The organism is Pseudoalteromonas lipolytica, from assembly GCF_003515105.1.
In the GTDB taxonomy this organism is placed as follows: domain Bacteria; phylum Pseudomonadota; class Gammaproteobacteria; order Enterobacterales; family Alteromonadaceae; genus Pseudoalteromonas; species Pseudoalteromonas lipolytica.
Window position 1 is genome coordinate 3,080,001 of sequence record NZ_CP032090.1, and the last position, 15,622, is coordinate 3,095,622.

Sequence of the window (15,622 nt, forward strand, 5' to 3'; positions counted from 1 at the left end):
ATCTTTCGATGTTGAATTGACTGTGCTGAAATAAGTAAACTTATTTCCGTTGGTCACTCAGTTCAATTGAGACTCTAAATTTGTTTGTCTTACTACCTAAGTAGCTCGACTGTTAGAACTCAATCTGTACGAGTGCCCACACAGATGATTGCTTTATATTGTTAAAGAACGTTGCGATTAAAGCGTTTCACTTTAACTCGCTAGGGCTGCGTATATTACGCTTTCCTATTTTTTTGTCAATACTTAATTTTGAGAAAATTTAATTTTTCGAAACCAAGTTTTACTTAACACCCTGAGTTGCTCTTGCCTCGCTAAGCGTTGCTGTCTGCCGTCTCAGTGGGGTCGCATTATAGGGAGATGGATTTTTTACGCAAGCACTTTTTTCTAAAAACTTTAAAAAAAAGGGCTTTTTCACCAATTCTTATCTAAACAGCACAAAAGTGAAACTTTATTAACGCTTAAATAACCTTTTTCCTTGTTTAAGGCCCACTAAATCAAAACAAAAAGCCCAGCTAATGTAGCTGGGCTTTTTAAAATTGATTAATCAATTAACTAATTATGCAATGCCGTATTGGTCACGATACGCTTTAACCGCGGCTAAATGCTCATCCATTGTGCCTTTTGCTTCTAGGTAACTAATTAAGTCTGCTAGTTTCACAATAGAGATAACTTTTGTTCCAAAGTCACGTTCAACTTCTTGAATCGCAGAAAGCTCAGCTTTGCCTTTTTCTTGACGGTCTAGAGCAATAAGCACACCACTTAAATCTGCACCATTATCTGCAATGATTTCCATTGATTCACGAATGGCTGTGCCAGCGGTGATCACGTCATCAACTAACATGATTTTACCTTTAAGCTCAGAACCGACTAATGTGCCCCCTTCACCGTGTGCTTTTTTCTCTTTACGATTAAAGCAATAAGGTACATCTTTATTGTGGTGATCCGCTAATGCAACCGCGGTAGTTGTTGCAATTGGAATACCTTTATAGGCTGGACCAAATAAAACATCGTATTCGATGCCTGCATCTTCCAGTGCCGCAGCATAAAAACGTCCCAAGCGAGCAAGATCACGACCGGTATTAAACAAACCTGCATTAAAGAAGTAAGGGCTAGTACGGCCTGACTTTAAAGTAAACTCACCAAATTTAAGCACCTGCTTTTCAAGTGCGAATTCAATAAACTCTTTTTGATAATCTTTCATTACTAAATTAACCTACTTCTAAATTATGCTAAAGCTTGCTTTTGAGCATCGATAATTTCACGGATAGAATGCTTAGCCAGTGAAAGTAGCTCATCTAATTCATCAAACGAGAAAGGTTCACCCTCGGCAGTCCCTTGGATTTCGATGATTTTGCCGGTTTCAGTCAAAATAACATTCATATCGGTTTCTGCTTCAGAGTCTTCTAGGTATTCAAGGTCTGTAATTGGTTGACCTTTGTATACACCCACAGAAATAGCTGCAATCATATGTTTAAGTGGATTAGAGTTGATCATGCCTTTGCTGCGCATGTACGTCAGCGCATCAACAAGCGCAACACATGCGCCGCTGATTGATGCAGTACGAGTTCCGCCATCAGCTTGAATTACGTCACAATCAATTGTAATGGTGTTTTCGCCTAACGCTTTTAAATCAACCGCAGCACGTAATGCGCGTGCGATTAAGCGTTGAATTTCCATTGTACGACCGCCTTGCTTCCCGCGAGCTGCTTCGCGACCATTACGGGTATGTGTTGAACGTGGCAACATACCGTATTCAGCCGTAACCCAACCTTTACCTTGGCCTTTCATAAAGCGTGGTACACCTGCTTCAACAGTTGCAGTACACAATACTTTCGTATTTCCGAACTCTACTAATACTGAACCTTCAGCATGCATAGTGTAATTACGTGTAAATGTAACCGGTCTAATTTGGTTAGGTGTTCTTTCGCTTGGACGCATTAACGATCCCCTTAAATCTGAATTTGCCACATTATAAGTATATATACGTGTAGATGCCATGTTGATTTACATAATTAAATGAATGTGAAATATGCAGCTGAAAAAATTTCCGCTAGAGGTTAAAGGCTGATACGGTATAATCAACCAAATTTGTAAATAAATAACACTAGGAAATCATCCATGATCCACAGCATGACAGCTTATGCGCGTCGCGAAATTAAAGGCGAATGGGGCACTGGCACTTGGGAAATTCGTTCAGTTAACCAACGTTACCTTGAAACTTTTATCCGCGCACCAGAGCAATTTCGTGGGATGGAACCTGTTATCCGTGAACGTTTACGCAAACACCTACAGCGCGGAAAAGTAGAAGTTTTCCTAAAATTTGCAGCAAACCCAGCACATGTTGGTGAGCTAACAATTAATGAATCTCTGGCTGAGCAGCTTATTAAAAGCGCGCAATGGGTGCAGCAACAAAGCAATGGCGACATCAACCCTGTTGATATTTTACGTTGGCCAGGTGTGATGGAGGCTGAAGAGTTAGACATGGATAGTGTGAATACTGCACTGATCGCAGGCTTTGATGAAGTAATCGAAGACTTTAAACAAGCACGAGGCGATGAAGGCGCTAACCTTCACGAAATGATTGCAACCCGTTTAGATGCAATTTTAGAGCAAGTAGTCATTGTTGAGAGCCACTTACCAGAAATAGCTAAATGGCAACGCGACAAACTAAATCAAAAACTAGAAGAGTTAAAAACGGATATCGACGAATCACGTCTTGAGCAAGAACTTATTTACCTTGCTCAAAAACAAGATGTGGCCGAAGAACTAGACCGCTTAAAATCGCATGTTAAAGAAACTAAAAAAATATTAACGAAAGGTGGCGCTTGCGGTCGTCGTTTAGACTTTATGATGCAAGAGTTTAACCGCGAAGCGAATACGCTTGCGTCTAAGTCAATTAACAGCGACATCACAAACGCAGCTGTCGAACTTAAAGTGTTAATTGAACAAATGCGCGAACAGATCCAGAATATTGAATAACTCTGTTGTTATTTTAAAACAAGAAAGACCCAGCTGTTGCTGGGTCTTTTGTTTTAAAAACCACTCTACAGGGGAATAAAGTGGTATTAGCATCGGTGAAGGGAGGCTAATTATTGTAAAAACGTGTTGCAGCTACAGCGTAGTCAGCACGCGTTACCGATTCATCACCATTGAAGTGTACGGTTACTTTTGGCTCTAAGTCGAAGCGGCCTTGGTGTACATCAAAGTACGCATTCAAAATGCCAAGGTCTAGCGCCAGCTGTACATACCCTTTTAGGTGGTCAGGAATGGTATGTTGATCTTCCAGTGTATATCGCTCATCGTTGTAAACCACTGTAATATCACCGCTAAATGTAGCTGCTGTTTCTTGCAGTGCTAATGATTGCACGAGCGAGTAAGCAAGTTCACTTCGGCTCACTTGCTCTGTTGGTAAAAACATCGTTGTATCAGTCAACATTACAGGCGCTTGATCTTGTGCTGTATTACGAAGCGCAGCCCCTTTTTGTGTTACTGCATTAATTGCTGCGCTATACGAAGCATCAACATCGGTATAGCTTATTTGTGTCGCTTTGTTTGATTGTCTCACTCCTGCGCCGAGTGTTAAAAAGTCGGCTAATTCTTGGCGAAGTAAAAAGTCATCGGGTTTAAATCCATTCTCTGTTGCATCGACTAACTGCTCACTCACTGCCATTTCAATAAACGCTTTTGCAGGGTGATCAGCGGCTACATCATCAAGTCCAGTGTAACCATCTGTTTTAACTATTTTTACTTTAACAGGAATCGAGCCTGGCACAGCATAACCATTGGTTACACCGAGGGGGTCAACATCTACCCCAGACAAACCGCCAATACCACTGGCTTTTAGCACCCATTCGCCGGCTTCTGCAGGGGCTGTTACAGCAATATTTTGGCCCAGTACTGGCAACGCAATACTCGAGCCATAACGTTTACCCGAAGGACTGGTGAGTGACAACCCAACGGTGTTGTCAGATACATTGGCACTCACCATCAACATTGACGCATCTGGGCTAACATTAATAAGGGTGCCTGAATTATCACCCACGGGGCTAAAATCAACGGTGTCATTGTACTCAGCCTGCACTGATGTTTGCGCTTGAGCATTAAAGTTACGGTTAAGTTTAGTCGTGGTACCAAACGTGCGTTGTTGATCAACGACTGACTGTACTGCGGCATAAGCATTTGCATAGCCTGCCCCGACTTCCCAATCTTCAAGTCCGGGCATATTTGTCGCGGTTTCTTGCAAAATGGTTTTCACCTCACGCCATGTCAGGTTTGGATTCGCCTCTAACATCAGCGCGACAATACCTGAAATATGTGGTGCAGCCATTGAGGTGCCGCTCATTGATGTGTAATACGGCACATGATTAATATCCATAATTTCACTGTCATCAGCTAGACTCAAGGTGCTCAAGCTTGAAAGTGAAGCTCTTGCTGAAATAACATCAACACCTGGCGCCGTAATTGTTGGTCTATCTTGCCATTCGAGCTGTTCACCATTAATGCTAACAACGCCACCTTTACCTTTCACACCGCGAGAACTAAAGCTGGCCAAATTACCGGTTTTATCACCGGCTGCCACAGTAATAACCCAAGGTGCTTTTTTGAAATTGCCAGTAATCGTGCCTTCACCGCTTCCTGAGTTACCCGCTGAGAAAACAACAATTACCCCATTGTCTGCCAACTTTTTGGTTGCGATATTTGTTGGATCATCTGGGTTAAAATCTGTGCCTGTGTCGCTTGTATTACCAAACGAGTTTGAAATAACACGAATGTTATAATCGAATTGATGTGTTAAAGCGTAATCAAAACCACCCAGTGTATCTAGAATAAATAAGCCCGCACCCGACCCATAACCGATAATTTTTGCACCCGGCGCGACCCCTTGATACTTACCACTCGACATTGCACCATTACCACCAATAATGCCCGCTACATGTGAACCATGACCGCCCGCAATATCAGTGTTATCAACGTCTTCTTGGTAAGTAATGGGTAATACACTCGACAACGAGTTTAAGTTTGTTTGCGCAAGCACGTTTTGTACTACGTGGTTAGGGTATTTGATGTCGCCATGCGTTCCATCCACCCCTGAATCATTAACGACAACACCAATGCCGCGACCAGAATACGGCATGCCTTTATGTCGTAAAGAGCTATCGGCACGTAATCGGTCAACACCAGTAATTTGAGTTGAACCATCATTTTCTAGTGATAGTGGCGCGTTGTACCAAATTGAACGAACTTTGTCTGATGCGTAGATAGCCTCGATTTGAGCTTTAGTTGCCGTAATACCGACCATAGGCAGGCTTTTTAAACTCACACCGCCTAACACACCTGCCGACTGAATGACGCTCATCAGTTCAGAGTCGACCGCTTTATTACCTTCAAACGTAACAATAACTTCGAACACATCTTGTTCTGTTGCTTGGGTCAGTAACTGACTAATTTCTGGCCCCAAAGATTTAGCTGATAAATTCAGTGACATTAAGCTTAGTCCTGCGCCAACAAGACCCGCGAGTAGTTTTTGTGATTTTAATTGAGTGTTAAGCATGAGAGTAAACCTTAATTTGTTTTGACTCTCTCAGCATGGCAAACACGTAGGCTTTTAAAAATGAGGGAAAACCCCTAGAGCAAGAAGGTTAAAACACCTTTATATGAGTAAATTATATTTTGCAGCGTAACGGACCAGTTCAGCTGCATTGGCGACTTGTAACTTATCAAGTACTTTACCACGATGATTTTCAGCCGTTTTTACACTGATATCTAAAGAGCGTGCAATGTCTTTGGTGGTTTTACCTTCGATAATAAGATGAAAAACTTCACGCTCACGACTGGTTAAATTACGATAAGGGTCATCCCAGGTTTCAGCCGGTTTTAATGACATGGTTGCTAATACACTGGCAGCGTATTGGCTAAAATAGGTTTTCCCTTGAGCAAGTGCTTTTACGGCATCAATAAGCTCATCACTGGCGCTGTCTTTTAACAAGTAACCAGATGCACCAGCCCGTACCATATGTATTACGTATTCTTGCTCTTCATGCATGGTTAACACCAGTACTTTAGCTTCTGGTAACTGCTCATGAAGTCGTTTAACCGCTTCCATGCCGTTTAATTCTGGCATGCTAATATCAATAACAATCACCATTGGCTTTAATTCAAGTGCTTTTTGTACGGCAGATAAACCATCTGCCGCTTCAGCAAGTACTCGAATATCAGGGTCATTGCTCAGTAAACTCACCAGACCTTGGCGCAAAATAGTGTGGTCATCAGCAATCAGTACGCTAATCATATTAATTATTTCCTGTTACTAGCACTTTAATTTCGCAGCCCTGCTGTGGCGCAGTCGTGACCGTTAGCTGACCACCGTATGCCATAACTCGGTCTCGCATTGCCCCTAAACCAAAGCCTGTTGTTAGATCATCAGGTTGTAGTTCCATACCTTGACCATTATCTTTTACTTTGACCATTAACATGCTTTTTGTTGCTATCACATTAATGGTAATTAGGCTTGCCTTCGCATGTTTAATGGCGTTGGTCAGCGCTTCTTGTACCACTCTAAATACCAAGGTTTGTATATCACTGGCTAGGTTATTATCAACTTGGTGATGTAAGTTAATAGTAAACGCCTGCTGTTCAGACATCACTCTCACCAACCACTCAAGTGCAGGCACAAGGCCTAAATCGTCTAATATGCGCGGTCGCATAAGCCGTGATATAACCCGAGTATCTGATAATGCTTGGCGAGCTAATTCAATACTCTCATTGAGAGCATGGCTGGGAGCTTCATTTTTTGCTTGCTGTAATTGATTTATTAAAGCGGTGAGTAGCTGCCCAACCCCATCATGCAGCTCTTGTGCTATTTGCTTTCGCTCATTCTCTTGCACCTGCCAAACACGCTTTGCTAAACCACGCATTTGCTCATTAGAGTTTGAAAGTTGCTGCGAAATTTGCTGCTGCTTTTGGTTAAGTTCTGCCACCAGCGAGGTGATATCCTTATCATTATTCATAACCAGCCAAGTCCTGTAACGAATCATCAAGTTGAAAATAACTTTGATAGTTTAAAAATTCAGCCTTTCTGTCTTTAGGAAGATTGGCCAATAAAGTGTTTAACTCTGAATTAAGCTTTGCTTTTAAGCTACTGGGTGCTTGCTCATTGTGATAAGCAAACTGCACTCTTAATCGATCAAATTGAAAACTCCGCCAGTACCCTCCCATCTTACGAAGTAGAATATCAGCCTGTTTTAGCGTTGCCTGAAAATCAGGCCATTGCTGTTGCATAAACTGCTGTACAGCAAGCAGCTCTAAATACTCAAGATAGGCATATTGATATAAAGTAAAATCAACATTACCCAGCGCCGCTAAATGAGCACTAATATCTTGCTGTTGACGCAGTGCTTCACGAGCCGCATAAATGAGCTTGGCAATATAAATAGCGCCCTGACTATAATCTTTGCTCATGGGCTCACTCATTTGTTGTTGAGTGATCATCTCACCCGTTATGAGCTCACTGTAAAATGCAAGTCGGCTAAAATACTCACGGTTGCCCTTATCGGCGATATCTTGTTTTAAGCTCGCGATTGTTGACGCTGCGCCGGTGATATCACCTAATTGATACGACCAATCAACAAGCCACAAGCCAAATTCACTCATCGCGCGAATATCTTGCAATGACTTTGCTTGCTCATAAATGGCACTTAACTCAGTGATGCTATTTGCAAAATTTCCTTGTAAAAAGGTCAATTTAGATAAGTAACTACGCGATACCCATTGCTCAAAGGTGCTATTGAGTTGTTTAGCATCTGCCAGTGTATTATTGAAAAGATGGTACGCGTTTCGCCAATTTCCCTGTGCTAATTCAATTTGCCCTAAATTCTGCCTTACATGGATGATACCCAAGGGGTATTGAATACCTTGATACAGTTGCTCAGCCTGACGCCAATAAACCAACGCATGCTTTTTATTTAACAGCATAAAATACATAAAACCGATGTTATTCATACTCTCGGCTTGCAGCATTTGGTTGCCAAGCGTCATGCGTATGTCGAGGCCTTGCTGATAATATTCAAGTGCTTTTTGATACAAAGCCTGCTCTTCTTCAAGCACCCCTAACTCGTTAAAAGTATGCGATAGTCCTTCTTGATCGCCTAGTTGCTCGTACAATGAAATGCTCTGTTGTAAATAGCGTTCTGCTTCTGTGTACTGTGCTTTAGCAAGGTGCAATGAAGACAGGTTACCCATGGTGGTTGCCATTCCAGCAATGTCGTCAATGTTTTCGCGGATAGCGAGTGCTTGACGGTAGTAATCAAAGGCTAAATCAATCTCCCCGAGTTGATTGTAAACAACACCAAACGCATTCAGCGCTTCGCCTTCTTGATACGCATTTTTCGATTTTTTGGCAGTTACTAAGGCTTTAACAAAATACTCATCAACCGCTTTTTGATACTGCCCTTGTAAAAATGCAGCTCGGCCAAGCATAAACCATGCATCGGGATGGTAAGGGTCAAGGTTAACGACCTCAAGCAACAGCGTTTCCATTTTTTGATGTTGTTCTGTCAGAAAATAAAACTCAGCAAGGGCTATTTTTAATTCCACATCATAAGGAAATGCCTTTACAAGGGCTGCATAGTCAGCTTGAGCTTGCTCTGCTTTACCGGCGAGATCATTAAGCCTCGCACTGGCAAATTTTGCTGTGTAGGTTTTATCTTCCGCAAACTTAAGGGCCTGATTGTAAGCATTCTCAGCATCGAAAAATTGCTGGGTGGCAAGCAATAATTCACCTTGCAATAACCAACCTAGCCCTGAATTTGGGTGCTTGGTTAAAAACTGCGATAACGATGTTTGCGCTTTTTCAAACTCACCTTTTTGCAGGAACGACTTCACAATAAACAACTCACCTGCAGGTTGAGGGTCAACTTGTAATGCCTTCACTTCAGTTGATAATTGCAATTGCTGTGAAAAACGCTCGGTAAAACTCGACACGCTTTGTTGCCAATTAGCTTGGTTAAAATCGCTCGTTAAGAGTGTATTTTGCTGTAATGTGTGCCCTTCAAGCTGATAAACATTAAATTTAATATCGTGTTGCTCTGAACCACTTGGGTATAGTTGCGGAGCAATCAGGTAGCTTACATTTAATAAGTCAGCCACCAGCGCTAGCTTTTGCTCATCTAACGGCATTGTAATTCCAAGTTGAGAGAGCAACTGACTTAGCCTGCCTTGCTCTACTACTCGTAAATGACCTAATTCATGCAGTTGATAGTTAATATATTCAGCAAGCCCTTGTGCAACGCTATCGTCACTACTTTGTAAAGGTAAAACAGCCACTGCATAGTATTCTTTCTCAGGCTGTTGGGGAGTATCGTGTGGCATGCTTAAAAACACCGCAGCCATAATAAATAAGCCTATAACCACCACGACAGCCATCAACATAGAGTGTTTTTTAATGTTGTGCGGTTTTTCTTTAATTTGTTTTAAAAATGCCGTTTGTGCCTCAGTGGCATTTTTAAAACGTGCGTTAACTTGAGAATGAATAAGTTTGTTGATAAATGGCGCAATAAAAGCCAGTTGTTTATGCTTTACGCGACATTTTGCTTTATTAAGCTGCTTTGCCGTTAATACCTCATCAAGGCTTTGTCCAGTAAAGGGAAGTTCACCACAACACAGCTGATACAACACCACGCCAACCGCGTATAAATCAGTAGTCGAATTTACAGCCCCAAACTGCAAATACTCTGGAGGGGCATAATGAACCGTCCCCACAATATCGCCCACATCTGCGCTGCCTCCTAACACCGATAAACCAAAGTCTGAAATATACAGTCGTCCCTTTTTATCGAGCATAATATTGGCGGGTTTAATATCTCGGTGAACAACATTGGCTTGCTCCACAAAAACCAATGCCTCTAATAACTGGCTGACAAATGTAATAAGCTCTTCACGACTCTGAAAAGTCAGGCTAGCCTCTTCTAGCGATTGGCCATCAATCCAATCCATCGTTATAAAATGTAGATTTTGCCAATGATAATATTCATGAACACGTAAAATAGTCGGGTGGCTTAATTGACGTAAATGCAGTAATTCTTGTTTGAACTTTGCAATCGCATCTGATTGCTGACTAATTGATTGATTAAGTACTTTAATGGCAATGTGTGTATCAAGCTGTTTGTCGTAGGCGCGGTAAACACACCCATACTGACCTTGACCACACATGGCTTCAATCTCAAAACGGCCAAGTAAACATTCGCCAGGCTTAAGATAAGTCGGTGAGCTAATTACCTGAGTTTCATGCAATTCATCACTGCTATTTTTAGAAACGTCGTTATTGCTCATATCACCTATTTAACAGGGGTTAATGACATAAATTAAATAAAGTATAGCCAGTATTTTCGTTAACGTGCTTATCTGTAACCACTTTTTGTAAGTTATCAATAGATTGTTGCAACAGTAAGGCTTGCACTGCAGCCTCGATTTGAAGTCCCATGCTGTGGAAAATTTCAATGTCTAAATCAGTCAGTACTTTTCCCGCTAATTGGCTGTCGGTATACACGACCCCAACAACTCGACCGTCAAACAGTAACGGGATACACGCGAGCGAGGATATTTTTTTCAACTGAATACTGTCGCGGTGTTTGAGTAAATCATGTACCGACACATCCATAGCCACCACGGGTTCTGCTTTTTCAAAGCAACGAGAGATTGCACCAACACTGCCTTCAAAGCGTTTCAATTTAAAATCACCCGTTTTGAAACCTTGCGCAATACATACTTGTAATGAATCTAATTGTTCGCCTAATAGCAACACACCACGCTGCGTGCCTGTTAACGTAATTAGGTTATGTAATTGGGCAATTAAGCTTTCTTTTAAATAGTCTGTATTAGAAGACGGTGAGGCTAACTTACTTTGTGTTAATCGCCAGGTGTTATGCTCATTAATGGCCGCTATTTGCGACATTGACTTTGCTTCAAACAAGCAATCTAAATCACCAATCGAAATGATTGCATCATCAGCAAGGGTTGAGTGAGTTACAACGGCACCGTTTACTTTCGTGCCGTTTAAACTTCGTTGATCATTAAGTTGCCATGCATCATTACTGTGCGACACACGAGCATGCTGACGTGACACCGTTGGGTGTTCCAAAATTAACTGACACTCTTTCGCACGTCCTATGAGGTATCCACTCTGTTCGTATAAATAGCTTTCCATCGCAGGCTGATCAGTATAACAAACCGTAATTCTAGCGGGCATACACAACTACTCTACAAACCTTATTATTCTTAATTGGCAAGTCTCAAACTAAAGCGTAACGTATTTGCATAAGCTATGAGCTCACCCATCACATTATCGACATCTCGGCTTGAGCGCCACACATCTGGAATTGCTTGGCCTCGATTAGCTTTCACATTATTAATAAACTGGCTAACTTCACTACTCGCTGAGCTGTAATCAAGCGTCATGATTGCTTGGTTAATATCGGCGACGTCTTGCAATAGTGTTGAATAAACAACACTGTCAATCTGGCTAGAAAAAGCATTTAACGCCGTTTGTAAGTCGTTAAACTTTGTATTGATCACAACGGTTGCAGGGCGTAAGTCAGCGACAATTATAAACTGTGAAAAGCGGCCTGTTGAACCGCGAGCACGGTAACTCCCCGCCCCCATTGTTGTGGTAATATCTTTAAACTCACCGCCCAAAGGCGCTTTAAAAAAGCGTAGCGGCGTACCCGCTGTGTACTCTAAATTGTGCGTATGAATGTCAACACTGGCGACTCCCGAAAACGAAAAACCGCCACTGGTATCAGGCTCAATGGTAATCATCATTGGAAAAAGCGCTTGCAAAGAAATATTGCTACTGTTTGGTAATCGCTGCAAAAGATTAAGCGACGTGATATCAATAATTTCGGCTGTAATACCTATATTATCAGCGGTAAGGCCTACTGCATTTTCAAATTCAAGGATAATATCTGCTGAAATATTTGCAGGGAGGTTAATCACGGCCTCAACAGTATTACCTTGAACATTGACACTGACTAATTCTGTGCTGTGTGATACGGGGCTTGAAAGCATCATTATTAAAGCAAATGCAATGATGTAAAACGTCTTGAACTGGCTCATATTCTCAACTCTCTCGTGACGACGGCAAGCCGAAGTAACACGTTTATTTAACAAACTACAACATTAAACTTACTTTCGACTGGGGTATTTCGCAAGTTTTTAATGAAAAATAACGAATAAAAACCAACCATTTTTCAGGTTGGTTTTTATTCATCAAGGACTTAACTATCTTAAATATTGATTGAACACTCGACCAATAATCACCGCGTAATCACCCCGGCTTACTACGGTGTTTGGTTCAAAGTAAGCAACAAGCGTCGGTGTTAAATCATAGCGACCCTGTTCAAGCTCAAAACGGACACCTAACAGCGACATATCAACAGCCAATTGCACATACCCTTTTAATTCGCTAGGTATCGCATTGCTATCACGAAGCGGGATTTGTTCGCCGTTGTAAGCAACCGTGATATCGCCCGTGTGATTGCCAGCCTGCGATTGTAAGCCAAGTGCTTGCACTAATGAGTACGCTAAATCGGTTTTGCTAACTGTGCCCGTCGGATTAAATGACTGCCCCGATACTGACATTACTGGATTTTGCTCTTGTTTACGGTCTTTTAACGCTGAGCCTACTGACGTAACGGCATCGACAAACGCTTCGCTACCAGACATAACATCCGCAAAGGCCGGTTTTTGTGTCGCCAGAATGTCACGTTGTTGTCTGATTGCCATTCCCATCACAAGATACTGAGCAAGCTCTGCACGTGATAGGTTTACATCAGGTCGGTAGTAGCCATCATCGTGACCATCAACGAGTCGTTCACTAACCGCAAACTCAATCGCTTTTCGAGCTGGGTGAACAAAAATATCATTAAGCCCTTGGTATCCACCTGACTTCAAAATACTAATTTCACCACTAATAAACTCAGGTAAGCCTGGGCCATTTGTGACACCTGTAGGATCGGCTTCTACACCTGATAACGAGGTCAAACCAAACGCAGATAACTTCCACTCTCCGGCTTGTGCTGGCGCTGAAACACGCATTGAAGTATCAAGTACTGGCAAGGTTAAGTTGCCAAAATAAACCGTGCCATCGGGTGCTTCAAGTTTGAGTTTAGTGGTGTTCGCCAGCACATCTGCAGCCACATTGATAAACGCAGCATCACTGCCAACAGTAAAGGTAAATTCCTCTGGTTCACCCACTGGTGAATAGAACACTTCAAATGGGGTGGGTGAGCTGTCATCCACAATAATGGCATTCGCATTAAAGTCGTTTAAGTTATTTACTGTGACACTATTTTCAGCGTTATAACCCAATGCGCCTGCTACAGCGGCATACGCATTGACATAACCAGCGCCCACTTCCCATGCTTGATAGCCCGGCATGTTTGTCGCTGTTTCTTGCATAATCTGTTTAATTTGAAGCGGTGTTAAGTCGGGGTTTGCTTCCAGCATCAGCGCAGCCACACCCGCAACATGGGGGGTGGCCATTGACGTGCCTGAAATCATTGTGTAATAAGGTAAGTATTCAGCTTCAATTGCGTCAATGTCATCTGCACCGCCGTTCGACACGATGTTCGTTTTTGCGCGTGTCGAAATAATATCCACTCCCGGTGCGACTATTGTTATTTCATTTTTATACTGCCACTCACTGCCGTCTGGCATAGTAAAGGTGCCTTGTTCACCACTTTTACCCCGTGATGAAAAATCAATTAAATCACCTTGCTTTGTGCCTGCACCCACCGACATTCCCCATGGAATTTGTGCATATGGGTTGTGAGTATCTTCGCCTGAACCTGAATTACCCGCAGCAAACACTGATAACATACCCAACTTGTAAGCTTTATAAGATGCCAATGAAATAGGATCATGGCTTTCAAACTTACCACTGCTTCCCCATGAGTTACTCATGATACGAATCGGCGAATTAAAATCCCAAATATGGGTAATGGCATAGTCATAACCACCCAGAGCATCCAAAATAGAAATACCTGCGCCAGAACCATAACCAATTAAATCAGCACCCGGTGCTGCACCTTGGTACTTACCATCAGAATGGCTTCCCCAACCAGCCACAGTGCCCGCACAGTGTGTGCCATGACCTACATTTAAATCGGTGTTAAGTTGGCCTTCAATCCACACACCACTTGCACCAGTAATTGAAATAGCACTGGCATGAGTAATCCCTTGCACGTTTTCAATGACTTTAGCGCCATACTCTAAATCAGCGAGTGACGCATCAATGCCAGAATCATTGACAAGAACGGTGACGCCCTTACCTGTGAACGTCATCCCATTATTAGCCGTGAATTCGTCTGATTGAAGCTTTTCAACCCCCGTAATTTCTCGCGCTTCTAGGTTGTAATAAGTTAAAGGTCTATTTGCAAAAATAGAGCGAACCCCTTCCATTGCTGCTAACTTTTTAATTTGTGTAGGTGATGCAACAACACCAATCATTGGTAATGACTTAAATTGCACACTTTGTGTGATACCTAGATTAATTAACTTACTTATTTGTGTGGCTTTAAGTGCTTCCATTTGCTCGTAACTTACAACCACCATCGCTTTGTCTGTGAGCGACATAGTTTTAAGCTGTTGCTCTAATTGAGAGCCTATCACTGCGGCTGCCGCTGCGTTTAAACTGAATCCTGCAAGCGTTAAACCAACCGCCATATTTTTCATTAATAGTTTCATCTGACACCTACCTTGCGTGAATTGACGCCTAAAATGGTTAATGTTTTATTTACATTTCTAATTAAATAGCCGAATGAAGTTGGCAGCTATCAGGATCAATCCCTACATGGCATGAGGGAAATCCCCTATTAGGTAAGGTATTAAATGAATTTTTACGGGCACTACCTAGTAAAGGTTAAGCGTTTTCTATCCCCTTTGAGGAATATCTTTCGTCCTATGTTTCAACTAGATTGATTAAACCATTCGTCATTTAAAAGTAAGGATTGAGAATGTCTGCTCGTACAGAAACATCAAATGATATAGCGAGCGAAAGCGCTAATGCTATTGACCTTGTCAATGAGGATAACTCAACCACCAAGCAACACACTCATATTGGACAAGCTATTTCAGGCAGTAACATAAACTGGGAGGCACAATCGCCCATCAAGCTCATTGCGCATATCATCGATAATTTTCATGAAAAGCACAGAATGCAATTTCAACAATTGATCCAATTAACCAAAGCAGTGAAATTAAAAAATACTGATCATTGTGACTACCCTCATCATCTGGAATCTCATTTATCGCAAATGAAATATGAACTTGAAGAACATATGATGAAAGAAGAGGCCATTTTATTCCCAATGATCATGAAAGGTTATTATCCATCGGGTCCTATTAGTGTGATGGAAGCAGAACACTTAGAGCACGAGAAGGCACTCGAAAAATTAACCACACTCACCAATAAGTTTACTCCTCCGCACGATGCTGATGAAGACTGGCAGCGTCTTTATGCCAAAATACATGAGCTCTACAACGATTTAAACGAGCACATTCATTTAGAAAATAATATTCTTTTTATGCAAGGTTAAGGCAAAAGGGGCAATAGACGCCCCTTTACATT

11 protein-coding genes are annotated in these 15,622 nt (G+C 42.0%); 2 read left to right on the plus strand and 9 right to left on the minus strand.

Features of this window, described 5'->3' with window-relative positions; translation table 11 throughout:
- Window positions 1-556 precede the first annotated feature (556 nt).
- Both pyrE and rph read right to left on the minus strand, forming a co-directional pair.
- Window positions 557-1,201 (minus strand): orotate phosphoribosyltransferase, encoded by a 645-nt coding sequence (pyrE, locus tag D0907_RS13855; RefSeq protein WP_118844632.1) that lies wholly within the window; start codon window positions 1,199-1,201, stop codon window positions 557-559.
- Between the two features lie 23 nt (window positions 1,202-1,224).
- Window positions 1,225-1,938, minus strand: a complete 714-nt coding sequence (gene rph, locus D0907_RS13860) for a ribonuclease PH (RefSeq protein WP_036973003.1) — start codon at window positions 1,936-1,938, stop codon at window positions 1,225-1,227.
- A gap of 180 nt (window positions 1,939-2,118) precedes the next feature.
- On the opposite strand from rph, the gene D0907_RS13865 reads away from it, so the two are divergent.
- Entirely contained in the window at window positions 2,119-2,979 is an 861-nt protein-coding gene (locus tag D0907_RS13865) for a YicC/YloC family endoribonuclease (protein ID WP_036973004.1), read from the plus strand.
- Window positions 2,980-3,085: 106 nt separating this feature from the next.
- Here the strand turns inward: D0907_RS13865 and D0907_RS13870 are convergent, their stop codons facing one another.
- From D0907_RS13870 to D0907_RS13900, 7 genes are all read right to left on the minus strand, one after another.
- The gene (locus tag D0907_RS13870; protein ID WP_118844633.1) at window positions 3,086-5,551 is read right to left on the minus strand and encodes a S8 family serine peptidase; all 2,466 of its coding nucleotides are present in this window, start codon (window positions 5,549-5,551) and stop codon (window positions 3,086-3,088) included.
- Window positions 5,552-5,650: 99 nt separating this feature from the next.
- Window positions 5,651-6,289, minus strand: a complete 639-nt coding sequence (locus D0907_RS13875) for a response regulator transcription factor (RefSeq protein ID WP_036973006.1) — start codon at window positions 6,287-6,289, stop codon at window positions 5,651-5,653.
- A gap of 1 nt (window position 6,290) precedes the next feature.
- Window positions 6,291-7,007, minus strand: coding sequence for a sensor histidine kinase (locus D0907_RS13880; RefSeq protein ID WP_036973007.1), 717 nt, complete (start codon window positions 7,005-7,007; stop codon window positions 6,291-6,293).
- Window positions 7,000-10,326, minus strand: coding sequence for a serine/threonine-protein kinase (locus D0907_RS13885; RefSeq protein WP_118844634.1), 3,327 nt, complete (start codon window positions 10,324-10,326; stop codon window positions 7,000-7,002). Before D0907_RS13885 ends, D0907_RS13880 begins: the two co-directional genes overlap by 8 nt.
- A gap of 19 nt (window positions 10,327-10,345) precedes the next feature.
- Window positions 10,346-11,242 carry an FHA domain-containing protein gene (locus D0907_RS13890; RefSeq protein ID WP_051501919.1) on the minus strand — a complete coding sequence of 299 codons (897 nt, stop codon included), beginning with the start codon at window positions 11,240-11,242 and terminating at the stop codon, window positions 10,346-10,348.
- Window positions 11,243-11,271: 29 nt separating this feature from the next.
- Window positions 11,272-12,108, minus strand: coding sequence for a DUF6689 family protein (locus D0907_RS13895; protein WP_065978361.1), 837 nt, complete (start codon window positions 12,106-12,108; stop codon window positions 11,272-11,274).
- Between the two features lie 165 nt (window positions 12,109-12,273).
- The gene (locus D0907_RS13900; protein WP_065978360.1) at window positions 12,274-14,739 is read right to left on the minus strand and encodes a S8 family peptidase; all 2,466 of its coding nucleotides are present in this window, start codon (window positions 14,737-14,739) and stop codon (window positions 12,274-12,276) included.
- Between the two features lie 269 nt (window positions 14,740-15,008).
- Here D0907_RS13900 and D0907_RS13905 point away from each other — a divergent pair, with 269 nt between their 5' ends.
- Entirely contained in the window at window positions 15,009-15,590 is a 582-nt protein-coding gene (locus D0907_RS13905; RefSeq protein WP_051501920.1) for a hemerythrin domain-containing protein, read from the plus strand.
- Window positions 15,591-15,622: the final 32 nt, after the last annotated feature.